We start from the raw sequence: 20,453 nt of genomic DNA, 5'->3' as shown, positions 1-20,453 counted from the left end.
CACCACCTTGCCCGTATCAGAGAGGTGAAACTGCAGTTTTGACCTCAATTGCGCTCATTCTTTGCTTCGCGTTTGAGAATTAGAAATTCCCATATGGTAAGACACAGAGGACATGGATAATGGTTCTAAAGCATACCACTCCCACTAAAAAGGCTTCTCATCCTATCCCGCAAGAAGCCTTCGATTGGTACGATGAATACGCACACGGAAAGATCTCACGCCGCGAGTTCCTCAATCGACTCGGTGGGCTCGCAGTGCTGGGTTTTAGCATGACGGCACTGGTCGATGCGCTAACCCCGAATTACGCACTCGCAGAACAAGTTTCGTTTAACGATCCTGACATCAAAGCAACTTACGAAACCTTTCCATCTCCAAATGGGCATGGAGAAGGGCGTGGTTATTTGGTGATGCCACAGAAGAAGACCCTGAAATCGCCGACCGTGTTAGTTATTCATGAAAATCGCGGATTGAACCCTTATATCAAAGACGTGGCTAGGCGACTCGCCAAAGACGGTTTTATTGCTTTTGCTCCAGATGCGCTATACCCACTTGGTGGCTACCCGGGGAATGATGATGAGGGTCGCGCCATGCAGAAAGAGATGGACAGAGCCAAGATCGAACAAGACTTTATTGCCGCAGCTAATTTCCTCAAACAGCACGAGGATGGGAACGGTAGGTTGGGGGCGGTCGGGTTCTGCTTCGGTGGATACATCGTCAATATGCTTGCAGCGGTAATGCCAGAAGAGTTGGATGCAGGTGTGCCTTTCTATGGAACACCCGCGGCGCAAGAGATCCAAAAGCAAGTCAAAGGACCGTTGATGATTCACTTTGCAGGGCTCGATAAGCGTGTTAACGACACATGGCCTGCTTATGAACAGCAATTGATTGCAACCGACGCACAGTATCAAGCGCTAATGTATGAGAACGTCAACCACGGCTTCCATAACGACTCAACAGCCCGCTATGCGCCAGAAGAAGCGGCGCTCGCTTGGGAACGCACACTAGGATTCTTCCAACAACATCTCGCTTCCAGTTAATAACGCTTCAAGTTTAGTTGGCACAGTCCTTGTTATGTCTCTCTTAGTGAGTGAGATATAAACAAGGAATGTGCATGACTCAATCAACGTCAAAAACACCCATCATAGTATGCTGTGATAGCCTCCAAGAGCAGGCTCGATTATCGAGCTTATTGAGCAAAGATTACGACGACATCATCGGTTGCCAATTGGCACAGCTAGAAACGCTTATGCAGCGAGAGCCGTCAGCAAGCGTTGTGGTTGGATGGCAGCAACCAACCGCAGAACTGCGTTTGATCGTCGATTTCTGCCGCAGAAAATCGGCACCACTTCTTATCGTCTTAAAGCAGTTATCATCTAATGATATCAATCGGTTATCAGAAAAAATGGACTATGTTCTTATGCCGCACGATAGTGAGTTTGCACTTCAACCTTGGATTGAACATGCGACATTAGTGAGAGCGAAATTCGAAAGTATGCAATCGGAAATTGAATTACTGACCAATAAGATTGAAGAGCGCAAGCTGGTGGAAAAAGCGAAAGGTCTGCTGATGAAGATGCACAGCGTTGATGAAGAACAGGCTTATAAAGCGCTTAGAAATTCGGCCATGCAATCGAGCCAAACGCTCGCACAAGTTGCCAAGAATTTGATAACAACTTTGGAAGTGTTGGATTAGTTGCTCTACCACTTTGGGGTTAGGGTGCGTTTTCTAACGTGGTGCGTGTTGCACTATCAGCAAGCAATAACAGGGAATTAGAAACGGTAGAATAAACTAATTCATTGTATTTAAAGTGAAAAATAAGTTGGCACAGTAATTGGATTAGTAGATTTGGGTTTATTGTTGAATCGCTTATCTCAATTATCAACGGCGGTAATTGTAGACTTAGCAACGGCGCTACTGCTCTTCGGAGTAGTGGCGCTTTTTTTATGGGAGCAAACCAATGAAATGGAGTTCGATGCTGAAAGTGTCAGCAATTTCGTTATCGGTATTCACCACGGTCAGCGTAAAGGCAGAGTTGGGTGAGCCAGAAATTGAAGACCTGAAGTTTGGTTTTATTAAGTTAACCGATATGGCACCGCTTGCGGTTGCTTATGAGAAAGGCTTTTTTGAAGACGAAGGCTTGTACGTCACTTTAGAAGCGCAAGCAAACTGGAAGGTGCTTTTAGACCGAGTCATCGATGGTGAGCTTGCTGGCGCGCACATGCTTGCTGGTCAGCCATTGGGCGCAACGATTGGTGTCGGCACAAAAGCAGAAGTGATTACCGCGTTCAGTATGGATTTGAACGGCAACGCAATCACGGTTTCCAATGATACTTGGGAACAGATGAAGCAGTACATTCCAAAGCAACCAGATGGCAAACCAGTTCACCCAATCAAAGCGGATGCGCTGAAGCCTGTGGTCGACAGCTATCTGGAGAAAGGCAAACCGTTCAACATGGGCATGGTGTTCCCTGTATCGACGCACAACTATGAGTTGCGATACTGGTTAGCGGCAGGTGGGATTCATCCAGGCTTTTACGCACCAGACTCAGGCGATAACAGTGGCCAGTTGGATGCTGACGTTCTTTTGAGTGTTACACCGCCACCACAAATGCCAGCCACAATGGAAGCGGGCACGATCAAAGGGTACTGCGTAGGCGAACCATGGAACCAGCAAGCCGTATTCAAGGGCATTGGTACGCCAGTCGTGACCGATTACGAAATCTGGAAGAACAACCCAGAGAAAGTGTTTGGTGTTTCTAAAGCTTGGGCTGAGAAGTATCCAAACACGCACATTCGCGTAGTGAAAGCCTTGATTCGAGCTGCACATTGGTTGGATGAAAACGACAATGCCAACCGCCAAGAAGCAGTGAAGATGCTATCAAAAAGCGAATACGTTGGAGCGGATGCCGAAGTTATCGCCAACTCAATGACGGGCACATTTGAATACGAGAAAGGCGACAAACGAGACGTGCCAGACTTCAACGTGTTCTTCCGTCATAACGCCACGTATCCGTATTACAGCGATGCGATTTGGTATCTGACCCAAATGCGCCGCTGGGGGCAAATCTCAAGCGAGAAATCCGATGATTGGTACATGGATGTGGCAAAAGAGGTTTACCGTCCAGATATCTACCAACAAGCAGCTCAAGCGCTAATTGAAGATGGTGTGTTGAGCAAAAAAGACTTCCCAGATTTCAGCGCTGAAGATGGTTTTCGCGCGCCACAAACACACTTTATCGACAACATTGTTTATGACGGTCGTGAGCCAAATAAATATCTAGAGAAGTTCTCTATCGGGCTTAAAGGAAAAGACAAGGTTTAACCATAACGATAAACGCCACAGGCGAGGGGATTCGCTTGTGGCAACAAGGATGTAAATTTCTTAGGAGTGAGTATGTCTAGTAACGTCATTTCCCTTTTTCCTGCTAAGCAGGTAGTGAACCGAAGTCGGCTGGTGCTTTTGCCCGTCATTGGCTTGCTGATCTTTTTGGCAATGTGGCACTTAGCAGCGAGAGAAGTGCAAACTTCATTAGGTACGCTACCGGGACCTGTGCAAACTTTTCAGCAGTTCAGCAACCTTGTCGATGACCATTGGCAAGAGCGAGAAAAAGAACAAGCGTTTATCGAGCGTCAGGAAAAACGAAATGCTGCGAAGTTAGCCAAGAATCCAGACGCGGAAGTGAAGATTCGTCCTTACACAGGTAAGCCGACGTTCTTCGATCAAATCATAACAAGCTTAGTGACTGTGACTGCGGGCTTTTTGCTGGCGACGGTTATCGCGATTCCACTTGGCATCGTGCTTGGTCTGAATCAAGGACTGTATCAAGCGTTCAACCCAATCATTCAATTGCTCAAGCCCGTATCACCTTTGGCTTGGCTGCCTATCGTCACTATGGTGGTGAGTGCCACTTATGTGAGTGATGATCCGATGTTTGCTAAGTCGTTCATTAACTCTCTGATCACAGTAGCGCTATGTAGCTTATGGCCGACGTTGATTAATACCGCTGTGGGTGTAACGAGCGTTGATAAAGACTTAATCAACGTGAGCAAAGTGCTTCAACTTTCGTGGTGGCAGCACATTCGTACCATCGTTTTACCTTCTGCCATTCCAATGATCTTCACCGGTTTACGTCTCTCTTTAGGTATCGCTTGGATGGTGTTGATTGCGGCAGAAATGCTCGCTCAGAACCCAGGGTTAGGCAAGTTCGTTTGGGATGAGTTCCAGAACGGCAGTTCAGCATCATTGGGGCGCATCATGGTGGCAGTCATCACTATTGGTTTTATCGGTTTGATGCTCGATAGAGGCATGCTGCAACTTCAAAAGTGGCTGTCTTGGAATAAACAACAAGCGTTGAGATAAGGGAAAAGATCATGGAAAAAGCATTATTAGATCTAACGCGTTTAGGGATGCGATTCCCAACGCCAGATGGCGAGTTCATCGCGCTTAAAAACGTCGATTTACAAATCAATAAGGGCGAGTTTGTATCCCTAATTGGTCACTCTGGCTGCGGTAAATCAACGGTATTGAACTTAGTCGCAGGGCTACACATGCCAACAGATGGTGGTGTGATCGTTGATGGACGAGAGGTGGCAGGACCGGGACCAGACCGCGCAGTGGTGTTCCAAAACCATTCATTATTGCCTTGGTTAACCGTGTATCAAAACGTTGAGCTAGCTGTAAAACAAATTGCCGGCAAAAAGGGCAAAGCGTGGATTCAGGAACAAGTGAATCACTACTTGGAGTTGATTCAAATGCAGCATGCTGCGCACAAAAAGCCGGATGAAATCTCGGGCGGTATGAAGCAGCGAGTCGGCATTGCGAGAGCACTGGCACTTCAACCAAAGGTTTTGCTGATGGATGAACCATTTGGCGCGTTGGATGCGTTGACACGTGCACACCTACAGGATGCACTGATGAAGATCCAAGCCGAGCTAAACAACACTGTCATCATGATTACCCACGACGTGGATGAAGCCGTGCTGCTATCCGACAAAATCGTGATGATGACTAACGGACCGGCAGCAACCATTGGAGAAGTGTTAGAAGTGAATCTACCTCGCCCTCGTGAGCGTGTCGCACTGGCGGATGATGCGCAGTATCAAAAGTGTCGACAAGCGGTGTTGAAGTTCCTTTACGAGAAGCAATCCAAAGTCGAGATTCCTGCTTCGAAAGAAGACAAACCCAAAACCGCAGCGCAAACGGCATAAGGAGGCAACGATGAACAGTCCTTTAACGATTCCAGTAAAGAACGCATTGAGCCACATCGTTGTGGTAGGCAACGGTATGGTCGGGCAACACCTCGTCGAGCAATTAGTGCAGAAAAACGCGCATTTGGAGCACCGAATTACCGTGATTGGTGCAGAGCGTTTTATTGCATATGACCGTGTACAGTTGTCCTCTTTGTTTGCGGGTAAGTCTCATGATGATTTGATGCTGAGTAACCAAGAATGGTACGACATGCATGGCATCCAACTCGTACTTGGCAGCCAAGTAACAGGCATCGACAGAGAGCAAAAGCGCATTCTGCTTGATGGTGAAGATGTGCTGGGTTACGACCAACTCGTGCTCGCTACCGGTTCTTACCCATTTGTGCCGCCAATTGAAGGTAAAGACCGAGACAACGTGTTTGTCTACCGCACGCTTGATGACCTTTCACAAATCAAGAAGGCATGTGAAGGCGCAAGAACAGGTGCAGTGATTGGCGGTGGCTTATTGGGTTTAGAAGCGGCAAACGCACTTAAATTATTGGGGTTAGAAACTCACGTCATTGAATTTGCGCCTCGCCTGATGCCCGTACAGTTAGATGATGGTGCTGGCTTAGTGCTAAAAGAGAAGATTGAAGCGCTAGGGTTAACCGTACATACCTCGACGGGTACGGAGCGAATCTGCGATGGTGAAACGGCTAAACATCGCATGGAGTTTAAAGACAAAGATCCTCTCGAAGTGGATGTGATTGTCTTTTCCGCAGGGATTCGCCCTCAAGATGAGTTGGCAAGAATAGCTGAGCTAGAAGTAGGCGAGCGAGGCGGTATTGTGATTAATAACCAATGCCAAACCAGCGATGAGAACATTTACGCGATTGGCGAATGTGCCCTTTGGGAGCAGAAGATCTTTGGATTGGTCGCACCCGGTTACACGATGGCGAGAACCACTGCCGATGTTTTGACTGGTATGCCGAGCGAAGGTTTTAAAGGTGCAGACATGAGCACCAAACTTAAGCTGCTTGGGGTGGATGTGGCGTCTATCGGCGATGCACAAATGCAAACCGAAGGCGCACAGGAAATGGTATTGCAAGATGCGGTTGCAGGTATCTACAAAAAGCTGGTGGTTGATGCGAGCGGCACCCAATTACTTGGTGCGATTCTCGTCGGTGATAACAGCGATTACGATGCGCTCTTACAGTGTTATTTGAACAAAACAGTCTTGCCAGACCACGCGGCGAACCTGCTATTTGATACCGGAATGCTGGATGGAGAGATGCCAGACAGCGCCATCATCTGTTCTTGTCACAACGTCACAAAAGGTGACTTAGTTGCCGAGATTCAAGCCGGCACTACCAACCTAACGGACCTTAAAGCCAACACTAAAGCCGGTACTGGCTGTGGTGGCTGTAGCAATATGGTCAAGTCGGTATTGGATACTCAACTGGCAGCCATGGGGGTAGAGGTTAACAACCACCTTTGTGAGCACTTTGAGCTCAGTCGCCAAGAGATGTTCCATATTTGCCAAGTGGAACAAATCAAAGACTTCGACACCTTAATTGCACTGCATGGCAAAGGGCATGGGTGTGATATCTGTAAGCCGACAGCGGCATCTGTGTTTGCTTCTTTGTGGAATGAACACATCATGGAGCCTCAACATCAATCTCTGCAAGATTCTAACGATGCCTTTATGGCAAACCTGCAAAAAGATGGTTCTTACTCGATTGTACCTCGTGTTCCGGGCGGCGAAATTACACCAGACAAACTCATCGTGCTAGGCGAAGTCGCTCAGCAATACGATCTATACACCAAAATCACTGGCGGTCAACGCGTGGATTTATTTGGCGCGCAGTTAGAACAACTCCCTGAAATCTGGCAAACCTTAATCGATGCTGGTTTTGAAACAGGGCACGCCTACGGAAAATCGGTCCGCACCGTGAAATCTTGCGTCGGTTCTACTTGGTGTCGCTATGGTGTTGATGACTCGGTCGGATTAGCTATTGAGTTAGAGAACCGCTACAAAGGATTGCGAGCGCCCCATAAGCTTAAGTTTGCCGTATCGGGCTGTACTCGCGAGTGTGCAGAAGCGCAAAGTAAAGACATTGGGGTGATCGCCACCGAAAACGGCTGGAATCTATACGTTTGTGGTAATGGCGGCATGAGACCACGACACGCTGATTTGTTTGCATCCGACCTATCCAAATCAGAGTTGATCACCATGATCGACCGAGTATTGATGTTCTACGTCAGCACCGCAGATCGTTTGCAGCGTACGTCGGTGTGGATGGAGAATATGGAAGGGGGCTTAGATTACCTTAAACAAGTGATTTTGGATGACTCTCTCAACCTATGTGATTCATTGGATGAGCAAATGGCGCGAGTCATAGATACCTATCAATGTGAATGGAAGAGTACGCTGGATAATCCTCAGAAATTGCAACGCTTCCGTCCTTTCTTGAACAGCACGTCGGGCAGCAAAGTCTTGCCGTACCAACGTGTGCGCGGTCAGCGTATTCCAGTGAAACAGGAGGTGTAAATGGCAGCTTTAACAAAAGTGAAATTGTGTCAGCTTGATGACTTAATGCCGTTTATCGGTGCTACTGTATTGATTGAAGGCGAGCACGTTGCGCTATTCTACATTCCAGATAGCGGTGTTTACGCCGTTCAAGATTGGGACCCAATTGGTAAGGCTTATGTGATGAGTCGAGGGATTGTCGGTGATATCGATGGTGAGATGTGTGTTGCATCGCCTCTATACAAACAACACTTCAGTTTAAAGAGTGGGCAATGTTTAGAAGACGAAGTGCACTGTCTAAAAACGTGGCAAGTAATGGTCGACGATAATCAGGTTTGTTACTTAGTTGAAGAATGATCCTCGAAGTTCTTTAGTGTGCTCGATATGAGTAAATTCTTAGCGTAAGAGACAAGCGAATAAAGCTCCAGAGACAGCACAGTATGGCTCTGGAGCTTTTTGCTATTTGGAAGAATTCACTTGTAGTTCGGTATAGCCAGTCGAGTCGTCCATCGCTCTAGTGAACTCAAGTTCTGAGTAAGAATGGATGATCAATTCTGCGGTAGTATCAATCACTGTGTCTTCCAGCAAATGCCCACCCCAGACTCGTCCTTCACGATCAGACACCGAGATATGAACGTGTTGATGTTCAGCCGTTAGGGTTCCCATCACAGAGACGATTTCAAATGGCTCTTGTTTGGTTAACGTACTCTCTGCTCCTGCCAAACGAAGGTTGAGGTGAGAGATACAGCCAACGCATGAGGCAATCGAGCCTGCTTTGATACCATACTGCTCGACCAATTTCGCTAGGTTCAGCTTTAAGTCCATGCCTTTGGTAAGACGTACCGCTATCACTTCAATCGACATGTCACTTCCTAATCAAAACCAGCAAGCAGGAAAGCGCGGTATCCAAGTCGGCATAACGTTTGGCTTTGCCAAGCACGCGCATGCCTTGCATGTTGTTGAGAACAAAACGAGCAAGCTCTTCTGGTTTCAGCGTTTTCGGCACTAAGGTTTCTTTTTGTGCATTGGTCAGCGCATCCGCAATGATGTCGATAAGATGGTCAAACAAAAAATGCCCTTTGCGCAGTACATCATCGTCTTCACCAGCGTGCTCAATCAACGCATTTTGAATAAAACACCCACAGCTGCGTTTGCGTTGCAGATCAGCAAAAGATTTAAGGAACGATTCCAACTCAGGTAAAGACGCGTCGTCTTTTTCCAAATCATTCAGTGACGGTAGCGAGACCTTTTTCAAGTAGGTATCGAGCGCTTCGTAGTAGAGCTGTTGCTTGTCACCATAGGTGTTGTAAAGACTGAAGCGGTTGATGTTCAACTCGTCGGTGAGATCCGAGATAGACGTGTTCGCAAAGCCTTTGCGCCAAAACACATCCATAGCCACGAGAAGCTTTTCATCTCGGTCGAAGTTGGCTTTTCTTGCCATAAATTACCTGCCTGGGTCTGCTTATCGGGTAATTAAATTGCTTTGGAGGGATGGTACAGAGAACCTCTAGCGTTCGAACTGAACCAATATGATGAATACCCATCTATTCTTGGGTATCAGCCTCCAAATTCATGTGAACTCACAAACGGCATCAAAAATCTCGCTCAGCAAACAGACCCACAACTGTTTGAAAATTTTTGATAGTGAAGTTCTTGACTGATCGTTTATAAACTGGATACAGTATATCCTAACCAATCGGTTAGAAAAAGATAAAAGGATGTGAAATGAAGCTCTATGAAACCGCAATGACTCCAAGTTGTAAGCGAGTTAGCATTTTTCTAAAGGAAATCGGTGGCGAGGTTGAGCGAATTGCGCTGAACGTTCGTGAGGGCGATAACCTATCTGAACCGTTTAAATCGAAAAGCGTGAATGGCAAAGTGCCTCTGCTGGAACTGGATGATGGTACGACGATCTGTGAAAGCGTGGCGATTTGTCGCTACCTAGATGAAGCGTTTGAAAATGATCTGGCGCTGTTTGGTGCTAACCAGCTCGAACGTGCTCAGGTAGAAATGTGGCATCGTGTGGTGGAGTTCCAAGGCTTGTACACGGCTTTTCAGGCGTTTCGTAATATCACAGCAATTTACCAAGACCGCGAAAACTGTGTGGCTGCGTGGGGTGACGAGTCGAAATCTCGCGTATTAGAATTCCTGCCAATTCTCGACAAACGCTTGTCAGAAAGTGAACATATCGCTACTGACAACTTCACCATCGTAGACATTACCGGCTACATTTTTGTTGGTTTTGCCGTAAATGGTTTGAGTATTGAAGTGTTCGAAACCTACCCAAATATTGCGCGTTGGTTTGAACAAGTATCGGTGCGTGAAGCGTTTCAAGGCTAACTTCTAGCGTAATTTTTCTAAGCAGCAAGGCTTTTGTAGACTTGCTGCTTTTTGTCGTTTTAAGCGCAAAGATCTTCAATTTGTTCAGGTTTTCTCTTCTTTTTCTGCCTTTCTCCTATAATTAACTCTGTTAATGAAACAACATCAATTGGCTCTCACGGCGTTTTGGAACCTTGAGTTCTTAGTTTGTAGACGTCCCAATCATTATTGGACTTCACCAAGTAATGAAGGACACCAAGCGACAAGGAGAGGTTATGCGTGTTCGAAGTAAAACCATCAATGGCGTGTTGTGTATGCTGCTCGTAGTGTCTGTGTGCGGACTCGTTGCTATGTATCAAAACCACAGTCAGCAGCATCAACAAATCGAATTGCTGCGTGGGCAATTGATGGAAAAAGAAAACCAAATCGTCATCTCGAATGAGGCGTTGTCTTACACTCGTTATCAACATCAACTTTTAGCGGAAGATTACAGCCGTTTCAGAGATGCCCAATCCATGAGTAGCGTGCTGCAATAGAACAAACAGGCAAGGAGAGGTATGAAGTCCATATTGTTGGTCGACGACAGCAAAACGGTCCTACTCTACATGACCAGTGCATTGCAAAAGCAAGGGTACGAGGTCATTGCCGTTGAAGATGGTGAGTCTGCGTTAGAAGTGCTGACTCACCGAACTGACATTCAGTTTGTCCTCAGTGATTTGATGATGCCGGGCATCAGTGGCATTGAGCTTTGCCGTGAGCTTAAATCGTCGGCTTTTTCTCGTTATATCTTCTTTGTGCTTCTCTCTTCCCGTAACGATCAAGAATCCATCATCAAAGGCATGGATGCAGGCGCTGATGACTTTGTCGACAAGAAGACGTCTGTAGAGGAACTACAAGCGCGCATCCGTGCGGGCTTTCGTACCTTAGAACTGCACAACACGCTCACGACAAAAAACCAAGAGCTCGATTTAGCGTATCAGACCATTCAGCAGGATTTGGATTCTGCCGGAGAGTTAATGGAACAACTGTTGCCCGTTGAAGAACAAATTCACACGGCACAATTTAGCTTCACTTATGTTCCTTGTACCAAGATCGGTGGTGACATGTTGGGCTATGTCGAGCTTGATGAATCGCATGTTGCGTTTTACGTCTTCGATGTTTCCGGACACGGTATTTCTTCGGCGTTAATGGCATTCTCGATTCAACAAAGTTTGTCACAACGTAACAAATCGGAGTCGATAACGTTAGACTGGAGCGACAACGAGTACCGCATCTGTGAGCCTGCTGCTGTGATTGAAAGGCTTAATCGACGCTACCAGCAAACGCAAAACAGCAAGCTCTATTTCACTATCGAATATGCCGTGTTGAACACCGAAACTGGTGAACTGAATTATTGCACAGCAGGGCACCCTAAATTTGTTTGGCAACAGACGGAACAAAACCGCTTGGAACTTGTTGGCGACAACAACTTCATCGTCGGGGCATTGGAGCCGATGATGTACCAAGGTGGAAGTATCCAACTCAAGCCCAATGACGCCCTTTGGTTCTTCTCCGATGGCTTATTGGAAGCCAAGCAAGGCGAGGAGCTTTACGGCATTGACCGACTGCTAGCTAACATCGAAGGGAGTAAAGCGATGCCAGAAAAGGCACAAACCAATTCCGTTTTGGAGCAAGTGCAAAGCTGGCAAGGAAAACCAGAAATCGACGATGATGTGAGCTTGTTGAAAGTGCAATGGTTGGGCTGTGCACAATCGCAAGCCGTTAAGTCGACAAGTTCGGTATTCCAAAAATCCTATCAAGCGTCTTTAGAAGTTTCACGCCAAGCGAGTCTCGAATTGGTTGAATTCCTTCAACAACATTCGGTTTCTTCTCATGTCGCGCAAACTCTAGAGTTGTGCGTGGTTGAGTTGATGAACAATGCTTTCATTCATGCCTATCAAGAGCAAACCGGAAAAACGGTTGAGTTAGAATGCGAACTAACACAAGGTGAGCAGCACAATATAGAAGTGCGTGTATTTGATTATGGCAATCGCATTTCTGATGAAACCTTCCAAAGTTACATCTCAAAGCAAATTGAGACGCCAAATCTATTCGATGAAGAGAGTTGGATGCCTTCAGGGCGAGGTTTGATGCTCATAGCCCAAATGACAAACGCGTTTTCTGTATCACATCAAGGGGAGCGCAATTGCTTTACGGTGGTGATAACTCCCGACGAAAAGACAAAGTCTATAATCCTTTAAAGACTTTATCCGTGGAAACCAAACATGTCGCAAATAGAAATCAAACGAGATCGACCACGCGTCGAATTGTTGTTTGCTAAATACAAAGAGCAGATCGGTGACGATTTTCCCGGTTATCGAAATCATGTATATCGGACAATCACCTATGCGATGCATTTTCTAGGTAACGATGAACGGTATGAACCGCTCGTTGAAACGGCTTTTGTGTACCACGATATCGGACTGTGGACCGATCATGAGTTGGCTTATTTGGAGCCATCAGAGGCTGCGGCGTTAGCTGACAATGAACACTTTGAATGGGGTTTAGATCCTGATGCTTTGCGTGGAGCGATTCATTGGCACCATAAGATTTCTCCGTACAAAGGTCCGCACCAAAAAGTCATTGAAGCATGCCGCAAAGCTGACTGGATTGATGCGACCAAAGGCAGTGTTCGTAAAGGGTTGAGTAAAGAAACCATCGCAGAAGTTGAGGCGGTCTTTCCAAACTTAGGTTTTCATGACACTTTGCTGCGCCTAGCAAAAGACTATGGTGGTTCGACGTTAGTCGGCAGTGTTAAAGTCACGCTGGGTATCGTGAAGTGGTAGCCTGAATAATCTTATAGATCGAATGTAAAAAGAGGACTCCATTTGTGAGCCCTCACGTTTACGTAACAGCATTGGCTATTGTGTGATCGTTAACCCAAGTTGAGTTGCCATGCTTAACTCGTTGCGCTGTACGATTTCTTCAATCACTTTACCTTCTTGGTTAAAGCGAAAGTAGGTGAGGCTTGTCCATGTAACGTCTTTACCTGATACATCGAACTCCATCCACGTATTTGCATTTTTAGCTTTGTGAGTCAGGGCGACAACCACTTGATCTTCTGCTTCTACAATGCGTTGAAAGCTTGTCTCAAGGCTCTCATAACGTTCAGTTACGCAAGATTTCAACTTGGCTTCAAATTCGACTAATCCTTTTAAGGTTTTTCCACAATCAGGGCGGTGAATAAGAGCATCTTCAGCGAAAAATTCTCCCACACGTTCTGTTGCCTTACCGTCAACACAAATCTTAAAGTAATTTCTAATGGTTTGGACTTGTTTACTTTCCATTTATTTATCTTCTCTTTGTTTGTTGAATTGCTGGGATTTTTAATCAAAAAATGAAGCTTGAATAGATCAGATAAGGTCGATAGTCTGTCAACAAATAGTAAACAATGAATGTTTCGATGAACTTAATCACGCTAATTAAATCGTTTATTTGCACCGTAGAGGAAGGCAGTTTTACGGGCGCATCTAAGAAACTAGAAGTGTCTAAATCTCTCGTGAGTCGCAATGTTAGAGATCTAGAAACGTATCTTGGAACGCGATTAATGAATCGCTCAACCAAGGCGCTGTCTCTTACGGACGCTGGTCATCAGTATTATCAAGAAGCACATGTTCTGATTTTGCAACTTGAAGCGCTGAATGACACGATGAGGTTTGATAGTAACGAAATCTCTGGCACCTTGAATGTTCTCGCGCCAAATGGTTTGACAGAAATCTTGCTCATGCCGTTTATTTGCGGTTTCAGTGATAAATATCCGGAGCTAAGAGTGAATTTGCTGCTTGATGATGGTTTAGATGATATCTCCTCACAAGGGTATGACGTAGCAATTCGATCTGGTCGTTTGGTTAGGCAAGATTCAGATTTGATCGCAACAAAGATCACTGAAAACAGGAATATCATATGTGCCTCGCCGCAATACTTAGAAGCCTCTTCTTCACTTTTGCAACCGAGAGATCTGCATTCTCATCGAATTATCGAAGACCCAAATTTAAAGAATTATAAGGTGTGGCGATTTAACAAAGCGGGAAAAGAGCTGGATGTGCAGGTGTCACCATCTCTTTCCGTTAACAGCGTACAGGCAGTGAAAACGGCGCTAAAACAAAACTATGGAGTTGCGATGCTTCCAAGAGCATTGGCGGAAGATGAGTTGTGTAAGGGCGAATTGATAGAAGTACTGAAAGACTACCAATTACCAACAAGAACGGTCTATGCGCTTTATCGAGCACGCTCTAACACACCGAGAAAGGTCAAAGTCTTTATCGAAGAGCTAAAAGCGTACTTTGTACCTTAACGTCAGCTCATTTCTGAGTATCCGTTGCTCTATGTTTATCGGTGCTGAAATCAGGTATGAGCGTTTAGTTTGTTTACTTTTCAATTCATCAAAGAGGATGGAACTTCAAAACGATTTGGTAATCATAGGGAAGGGTAAGATAATTTTCCCTTTTTTGTTGTAAGGTTTATCTAAGCAAAATAGACGTTTAGTGAGAATAGCAAAGCTTAGAAACAAAGTTCTCAAATACGTAACGTTTAAATTGTGCCTGTATGATGTTATAACATAACAATTACTATTCTCAGTTAACCCTAGTACTATGAAGTTTGTTCGTTATTCCTTAATTGCTGTCGCTGCTACCGCATTCTCTCTTGCAGCTTATCTCACCTATCAAGCAGAAACGAAACCAGAAGAAATCACCATTAAGGTCACGCCTTATTCAGAACTAAAGAGCGCTCAAAAAAACGAGACTCAAACAAATGAAACACCTCAAAATCCCGAACGTGAAGTCAAAAAGCATGACAACATCGCGCGTATTCACTACTTCGTTAAAGTTGGTGACACGCTCAGCACGATCTTTTCCTCATGGGGGGTATCATACGACACCACTCAAAAGCTTCTTGAAGCTGACTTAACGTCACTGAAGCTCGATACCATCAAACCAGGCGACCACCTTGAGCTCGTGGTAGATAGAGATACTAAGACCCTAAAACAAGTGATTTTCCATGAAAGCCTTGTCGAACGCGCGGTCTATACGCAAAACGACGATGGCACGTTTGCTTATGACTTTATTGAGGAGCCGGGAGAGTGGCGTGAAGAAATGTACTCAGGCACGATCAATGGCAGTTTTTCTTCTTCTGCGCATAAGCAAGGATTGACCACAACGCAGATTGCTAACATCACTCGCGTATTACGTGACAAAGTAAATTTTGCTCGTGAGCTTCGTGCTGGTGATAGCTTTCATGTATTGGTGAATCGACAATATCTTGATGATCACTTTACTGGTAATGCAGAAGTGCAGGGCATCGCGATCAAAATGCGATCTAAAGACGTTGAAGCATTCTTAGCGGAGGACGGTCGTTTTTATGACAGAGCAGGTAACAGCCTTGAACAAGCATTTAACCGTTATCCGATCGACAAACAGTTCCGTCGTATTACCTCTCCATTCAACCCTTACCGAAAACACCCTGTTACGGGACGAATCTCTCCGCATAACGGTACGGACTTCGCAACACCAGTTGGTTCCCCGGTTTACTCAACTGGCGATGGCAAGGTGATAGCGGTTCGTAACCATCCTTATGCGGGTAAATACTTAGTGATAGAGCACAATAGTGTCTATAAAACGCGTTATTTGCATCTAAGCCGTTTTCTCGTCAAAAAGGGCGACCATGTTAAGCGTGGGCAGAAGATTGCATTGTCGGGAGCGACAGGACGATTAACTGGACCACACCTTCATTTCGAAGTGTTGGTACGTAATCGTGCAGTGGATGCTATGAAAGCGGATTTACCATTAGCGAGTTCCATTTCTACTAAAGACAAGCCAGCTTTTTTAGCAAGAGTCTCTGAATTTGATGATTTGGTTGCTCGTGAGCAAAGTGCCAGTAGTGCGCAAACAATGCAGAACAAACAATCCTCTTAGTGGGTATAGCAGCATCAAGGCAAGCATTTTCGCTTGCCTTTTTTGTTTTTAGCGAACTAGGTATTAGGTTCTTAAAATAGATGAAAAATAAAGCATATCAGAAGAATAAGCCTATGGGATGAGTCGGTTAATTATTGCATTTAAATGACAGTAAAAATAGAATTTATACTCTATTTTTATAGGATCATAACTCATTTTACGCGATATAAATATGTGATATTTATTCCATAAAGTTCCATTGTCTTTGCTTACTATTATTTCCTATTTTACCAAGTGTATTTATTTTAAATCATTATTATTTGGTTTAATTTATAATTCCAATCAATGGGTGGATAATTTATCTTCATTGTTGATTTTAAATCGCTGATTTTTAGTTCATTGTTTTTTGGTGCGAGCAAAGTGCTTTAAGAAAGACTGTTGATTCTATCTTTTTGTTTTTAAAGGTTTTTATTCTCTTTTTGGTTACTTTTCTAGTGTGTGGTGACCGGTGATTAGTGCTAGCTTTTGATTAAATTAATATAATCTAATTAAGTTTATTCTTTTTCTTTTATTTTGATGTTTCATTTATAACTTATTGGTTTATAAATTGAACAGTAAATAGTTATAGAGAAATAAATTTTGATATTTATCCCAGAAACAATAATGAATTTTTGCCTTGGTTATTTTTATTTATAAATTAAGTGTGCTTGCAAAACACAAATGAAACATTAATTGCAGGTCTTTGTGCAGTACCTAAATAATTAATATAAGACTAAGGACTTTATTATGTATCTAAGAAAGAGCAGTGCTACGCAGACAAACTCCATTGGTTATCGCACGCTAGGGCTTACAATGCTTTGCTCCGGTTTATTACTGAATCCTATTTCACAAGCCATGGCTGCGGAGTTTAGTACTGATGCGGTTGCTCAATCAGAAAGTGAATACTGGAGCACTTATAAGCTGGATATCAAGAACACAGGTTCTGAAACGGCAGACATGCGTGAAGCTGTCATTGAGTTCGTATTGCCTGTTGCAATCAATGACATCGGTTGGGCGTCAAATCACCTTTCGTATCCGTCATGGGAAATCTCTCATACGACACAATCTAACGGTGTACTGAACTCTGTCTCGCTGAAGTTTCCGCAAGGATCTTGGGTAGATAGCGAGCTTGCTTCTGGAGAATCTGCGGCACTGACGATTTCTTTCGGTGGAGAGTTGACGGATCTGAATGCGTTTGAAAATTCAGTGGTAGTGAAAGTGGATGGTGAAGTCGTTCCTCCACCTGAGTTCTCGCTCGATATTTTGGCTCCTGCACAAAACTCAGTGGTTTATACTGGCACAAATGTAGACATCATCACGGATATTGCGGGTAAAGGTGCAACCAAACTAGAGTTCTGGGTAAACAACATCAAGTTGGGAGAGCAACCTGTTGTAGAAGGCACGACAGAGTATCAACAGGCTTGGCTCCCTGACACTATTGGCGCAGCATCGATTGCGGTCATGGCATTCGATGAGAGTGGAAAGAAACTGACAGAACAAACGGTTCAAGTAACGGTTGAATCGGAATCTACCGCACCAAATCCACCTGTGATTGAGTTTATCTCACCAGACGCTGGCTCTTCTCACCAAAAAGGTGACACCATTACAATCTCGGCCAATGTCTCTGATGCAGATGATGATTTAACAACCGTCAAATTCTTCGCCAACGATGCTGAAGTATGTCAGTTAGACGCCAAAGCGACTCAAGATTTCTCATGTGATTGGACGGTACACACTGCGGGGTCAACAACGCTTCGCGCTGAAGCTCAGGATGACGAGCAGCATACTTCACGCAAGAGCCTAACCATTACGGTCACAGACACGGGCACAAGTTGTGGCGATATTCCTCAGTACGAAGATGGTGTGCCATACAAAGTAGGCGATGAAGTCACGAATATTGGCAATATTTACTCATGTACCGTCGCGGGTTGGTGTGGTAATCCGGTTTGGACACCGGGCACCGGCCACCCTGATTATCCTGATGCGTGGAAAGACGCATGGAATGAAGTAGGGCAATGTGATCCGAACCCTGTGCCAGTTGTTAAGGTTCAGTCCCCTCAAGATGGACAAAAAATCGCACCAAACCAAGCATTCGATGTGGTAGTTGATGCAACGGATGATACCGAAGTTGCTCGCGTTGATGTTCAGTTGAATGGACAAGTGGTAGCAACCTCAGGCACACCTTCACAGGGCGATACTTATACCATCACGGTTCCTGCTCAAGTTGAAGGTCAATACACATTGACGGTTATTGCATACGATGATCAAGGTGCGAGTGCAGAAGCTGCGCCAATTTCTTTGGCTATCACTGACAAGGACTTGGTGGTTTCGCTTTCATCTCCTGTCGATGGTTCTAGCTACTTCGAAGGTCGTGCGATTTCTATCAAAGCGGATGCAAAGAGCTACGAAGGTGATATTACTTCTGTAAGCTTTATCGCCAATGGTAATGAACTGTTCAAAGATACCGAAGCGCCATACGAGTATGAATGGCTAGGTGCGCAGAAGGGGGCTTATGCCATCACGGCAAAAGCGGTAAACACAGCAAGCCAAGAGCAAACCTCAGCGACATCTAACATTACAGTTAAAGAAAGCACGGGCGGTGGCGGTTTAGTTGATAACCCAGATCGCTCTATCAGTTACCTAACATCTTGGGGTCTAAATGACTACGAGCAGTTGTTCAACTCAGAAGGAGACGGTTACCTATTGTCATTTGGTAAGTGGGATTCAAGCGGTAATATCACGATCTCTGACGGCATGCTCACACCGCCGGATTACAACCCAGATTGGATGCCAACGCAGTACCTCGCTTGGTCAACGCTTAAGCATGACAATGAAAACGTCACGATGATGGTAGCGTTCGGGGGGCAAACTTACGAAAGTATTTGGTCGGCGATCAGCACCCCACAAAGTCGTGAAGCGGTCGCGACAGGATTGGTTGATTTGGTCCACACGCCATTTCCTGTGTACAAGAAGAACCTGAAACCTGAAGAGATGGAAGGTGAGTGTCTTGCATCAAAACCAGATGGCAGCTGTGATTACAGCAAGTATCAGTTAGCTGGTTATGTGCATATTGATGGGTTGGATTTCGACTTCGAAAAAGCCGCTCGAATCACAGACAAAGAGAACCAAGACTTAACGGCATTGATCAAACTGATCCGTGAGAAAGTCGGCAACACCAAAGTGCTGTCCCTGACCACTTATCATGTAGGTGCCGACCCTGTCGAGTGTATGAATGCAAACGTATTCGAAAACTGTTCTTATGTTGAGCCATCTGGTCGCTCATCGCATCATGGTGAAGTCATTGATCTACTCAAAGCGACTAAAAATGACTTTGATTTCTTCAACGTCATGACATACGACGCTGGTCGAAACTTCCTATACGATGTCGCGATGGCGAACTATGCTGAATATATTGGAGACAAGTCGAAGATTGTTTTAGGTAACACGATCAACAGTCAGTGGGCACCAGGTGGTAACTTTGTTGAAACGCGTCAGAACAACCTAGACCGTGCTAAATGGCAGAAAGATAACGGTTATGGTGGTTTCTTCATGTGGACGTTGGGTTCAAACAACCAAGGTTTGAGTATGGCAGAACAAGTTGACTACTTTAACGACATGATCAATGTAAGTAAGTAGTACCTACCTCATCTTGTAATCTACTTGAACGACGGAAGGCTCAATGCCTTCCGTTATTTCTTCAATCTTCATCATGGGAAAGCCTTCTCTCGTCGTATTCCCATGCAAATCTCAAACTAATTCAGTGGTGACAATATGTCGAGATTAGATTCTGGTCAGCACCAGAAAGCGATTCCGTGCGTCCAAAATACCTCCACTCAACACTACGATGCGTTCAGTAAATGGCTACATTGGGCTATGGCGGTGATTATCATTTATGCAACGCTTGCAGGCTACGGCATGTTATTCGTTATGGATATGCCGCAGGTGTTCCATGTTCTATCTACGCTCAATATGTCGTTTGCAACCATCGCCTCCGTGTTATTGATTGTACGTTGGGGGTGGTCATTCTTTCGTAAAGCCCCAGAGTTACCAAAATCGGTTTCTAATACCCAGAAAAGCATCGCTAAACTCACGCATGGCGCTATCTATTTGGTGATGTTTGTAGTGTTTGTTAGTGGCTTTCTAATGCTTAAACATGAGTATCCATTCTTTTGGCTGTTTACCATTCCAAACCCAATTTCTAATGCCGAAGTGAATGCGTTCTTTTTTATGGTTCACCGTTTTGGCTGTGCCACACTCGCGAGCTTGGTGTTGCTACATGCGTTAGCAGCGTTGAAACATCACTTTGTGAATAAGAACGACGTATTGCGGAGTATGGCATTTAATGTTACTAAGCAAAGTCAGTCGTCGTAAGCCGCACAGTACGGTTGGTTGAAGGCGTGTAGAAAGAAAAAAGGCTTGGTGAGCCTCCAAGCCTTTGTGTCCACTT

18 protein-coding genes are annotated in these 20,453 nt (G+C 45.1%); 15 read left to right on the top strand and 3 right to left on the bottom strand.

Annotated elements, in window-relative coordinates; translation table 11 throughout:
* Positions 1 to 119: 119 nt before the first annotated feature.
* The 7 genes from ABMY42_RS04880 to nirD all read left to right on the top strand — a co-directional run bounded on the left by ABMY42_RS04880 (position 120) and on the right by nirD (position 8,075).
* Positions 120 to 1,037, top strand: a complete 918-nt coding sequence (locus tag ABMY42_RS04880) for a dienelactone hydrolase family protein (RefSeq protein WP_047515965.1) — start codon at positions 120 to 122, stop codon at positions 1,035 to 1,037.
* 74 nt (positions 1,038 to 1,111) lie between these two features.
* A complete protein-coding gene (locus ABMY42_RS04875; protein WP_349266066.1) occupies positions 1,112 to 1,693 on the top strand; it encodes an ANTAR domain-containing protein in 582 nt (193 codons plus the stop codon).
* A gap of 265 nt (positions 1,694 to 1,958) precedes the next feature.
* On the top strand, positions 1,959 to 3,323 hold the full coding sequence (locus ABMY42_RS04870; RefSeq protein ID WP_349266065.1) for a CmpA/NrtA family ABC transporter substrate-binding protein: 1,365 nt from the start codon (positions 1,959 to 1,961) through the stop codon (positions 3,321 to 3,323).
* A gap of 72 nt (positions 3,324 to 3,395) precedes the next feature.
* On the top strand, positions 3,396 to 4,361 hold the full coding sequence (locus ABMY42_RS04865) for an ABC transporter permease (protein WP_005375889.1): 966 nt from the start codon (positions 3,396 to 3,398) through the stop codon (positions 4,359 to 4,361).
* An 11-nt stretch (positions 4,362 to 4,372) separates the two neighbouring features.
* Positions 4,373 to 5,209 carry an ABC transporter ATP-binding protein gene (locus ABMY42_RS04860; protein ID WP_005450080.1) on the top strand — a complete coding sequence of 279 codons (837 nt, stop codon included), beginning with the start codon at positions 4,373 to 4,375 and terminating at the stop codon, positions 5,207 to 5,209.
* 10 nt (positions 5,210 to 5,219) lie between these two features.
* Positions 5,220 to 7,739 carry a nitrite reductase large subunit NirB gene (nirB, locus tag ABMY42_RS04855; RefSeq protein ID WP_349266064.1) on the top strand — a complete coding sequence of 840 codons (2,520 nt, stop codon included), beginning with the start codon at positions 5,220 to 5,222 and terminating at the stop codon, positions 7,737 to 7,739.
* Complete coding sequence (gene nirD, locus ABMY42_RS04850; protein ID WP_069687627.1) at positions 7,740 to 8,075, top strand: nitrite reductase small subunit NirD; 336 nt, start codon at positions 7,740 to 7,742, stop codon at positions 8,073 to 8,075.
* A gap of 102 nt (positions 8,076 to 8,177) precedes the next feature.
* Here nirD and ABMY42_RS04845 read toward each other — a convergent pair whose 3' ends face one another.
* Positions 8,178 to 8,582, bottom strand: coding sequence for a DUF296 domain-containing protein (locus tag ABMY42_RS04845; RefSeq protein WP_349266063.1), 405 nt, complete (start codon positions 8,580 to 8,582; stop codon positions 8,178 to 8,180).
* A 1-nt stretch (position 8,583) separates the two neighbouring features.
* Positions 8,584 to 9,159: a TetR/AcrR family transcriptional regulator gene (locus tag ABMY42_RS04840; RefSeq protein ID WP_009701863.1), complete on the bottom strand. Its 576-nt coding sequence runs from the start codon at positions 9,157 to 9,159 to the stop codon at positions 8,584 to 8,586.
* Between the two features lie 284 nt (positions 9,160 to 9,443).
* On the opposite strand from ABMY42_RS04840, the gene ABMY42_RS04835 reads away from it, so the two are divergent.
* From ABMY42_RS04835 to ABMY42_RS04820, 4 genes are all read left to right on the top strand, one after another.
* Positions 9,444 to 10,058 (top strand): glutathione S-transferase, encoded by a 615-nt coding sequence (locus tag ABMY42_RS04835; RefSeq protein WP_005450075.1) that lies wholly within the window; start codon positions 9,444 to 9,446, stop codon positions 10,056 to 10,058.
* A 254-nt stretch (positions 10,059 to 10,312) separates the two neighbouring features.
* Positions 10,313 to 10,573, top strand: a complete 261-nt coding sequence (locus ABMY42_RS04830) for a hypothetical protein (protein ID WP_349266062.1) — start codon at positions 10,313 to 10,315, stop codon at positions 10,571 to 10,573.
* Positions 10,574 to 10,594: 21 nt separating this feature from the next.
* Entirely contained in the window at positions 10,595 to 12,277 is a 1,683-nt protein-coding gene (locus ABMY42_RS04825) for a SpoIIE family protein phosphatase (RefSeq protein WP_349266061.1), read from the top strand.
* A 24-nt stretch (positions 12,278 to 12,301) separates the two neighbouring features.
* Positions 12,302 to 12,862: a phosphohydrolase gene (locus ABMY42_RS04820; protein WP_349266060.1), complete on the top strand. Its 561-nt coding sequence runs from the start codon at positions 12,302 to 12,304 to the stop codon at positions 12,860 to 12,862.
* A gap of 75 nt (positions 12,863 to 12,937) precedes the next feature.
* Here the strand turns inward: ABMY42_RS04820 and ABMY42_RS04815 are convergent, their stop codons facing one another.
* Positions 12,938 to 13,363 carry an ester cyclase gene (locus tag ABMY42_RS04815; RefSeq protein ID WP_349266059.1) on the bottom strand — a complete coding sequence of 142 codons (426 nt, stop codon included), beginning with the start codon at positions 13,361 to 13,363 and terminating at the stop codon, positions 12,938 to 12,940.
* Positions 13,364 to 13,479: 116 nt separating this feature from the next.
* Here ABMY42_RS04815 and ABMY42_RS04810 point away from each other — a divergent pair, with 116 nt between their 5' ends.
* From ABMY42_RS04810 to ABMY42_RS04795, 4 genes are all read left to right on the top strand, one after another.
* A complete protein-coding gene (locus ABMY42_RS04810) occupies positions 13,480 to 14,370 on the top strand; it encodes a LysR family transcriptional regulator (protein ID WP_009696291.1) in 891 nt (296 codons plus the stop codon).
* Between the two features lie 298 nt (positions 14,371 to 14,668).
* The gene (locus ABMY42_RS04805) at positions 14,669 to 15,988 is read left to right on the top strand and encodes a peptidoglycan DD-metalloendopeptidase family protein (RefSeq protein ID WP_349266058.1); all 1,320 of its coding nucleotides are present in this window, start codon (positions 14,669 to 14,671) and stop codon (positions 15,986 to 15,988) included.
* Between the two features lie 765 nt (positions 15,989 to 16,753).
* A complete protein-coding gene (locus tag ABMY42_RS04800; protein WP_349266057.1) occupies positions 16,754 to 19,642 on the top strand; it encodes an Ig-like domain-containing protein in 2,889 nt (962 codons plus the stop codon).
* A 135-nt stretch (positions 19,643 to 19,777) separates the two neighbouring features.
* Entirely contained in the window at positions 19,778 to 20,377 is a 600-nt protein-coding gene (locus tag ABMY42_RS04795; protein ID WP_009703574.1) for a cytochrome b/b6 domain-containing protein, read from the top strand.
* Positions 20,378 to 20,453: the final 76 nt, after the last annotated feature.

Source organism: Vibrio sp. SSH13-20 (assembly GCF_040104475.1).
Classification (GTDB): Bacteria; Pseudomonadota; Gammaproteobacteria; order Enterobacterales; family Vibrionaceae; genus Vibrio; species Vibrio harveyi.
This window is presented reverse-complemented; position numbering and strand designations above follow the sequence as displayed.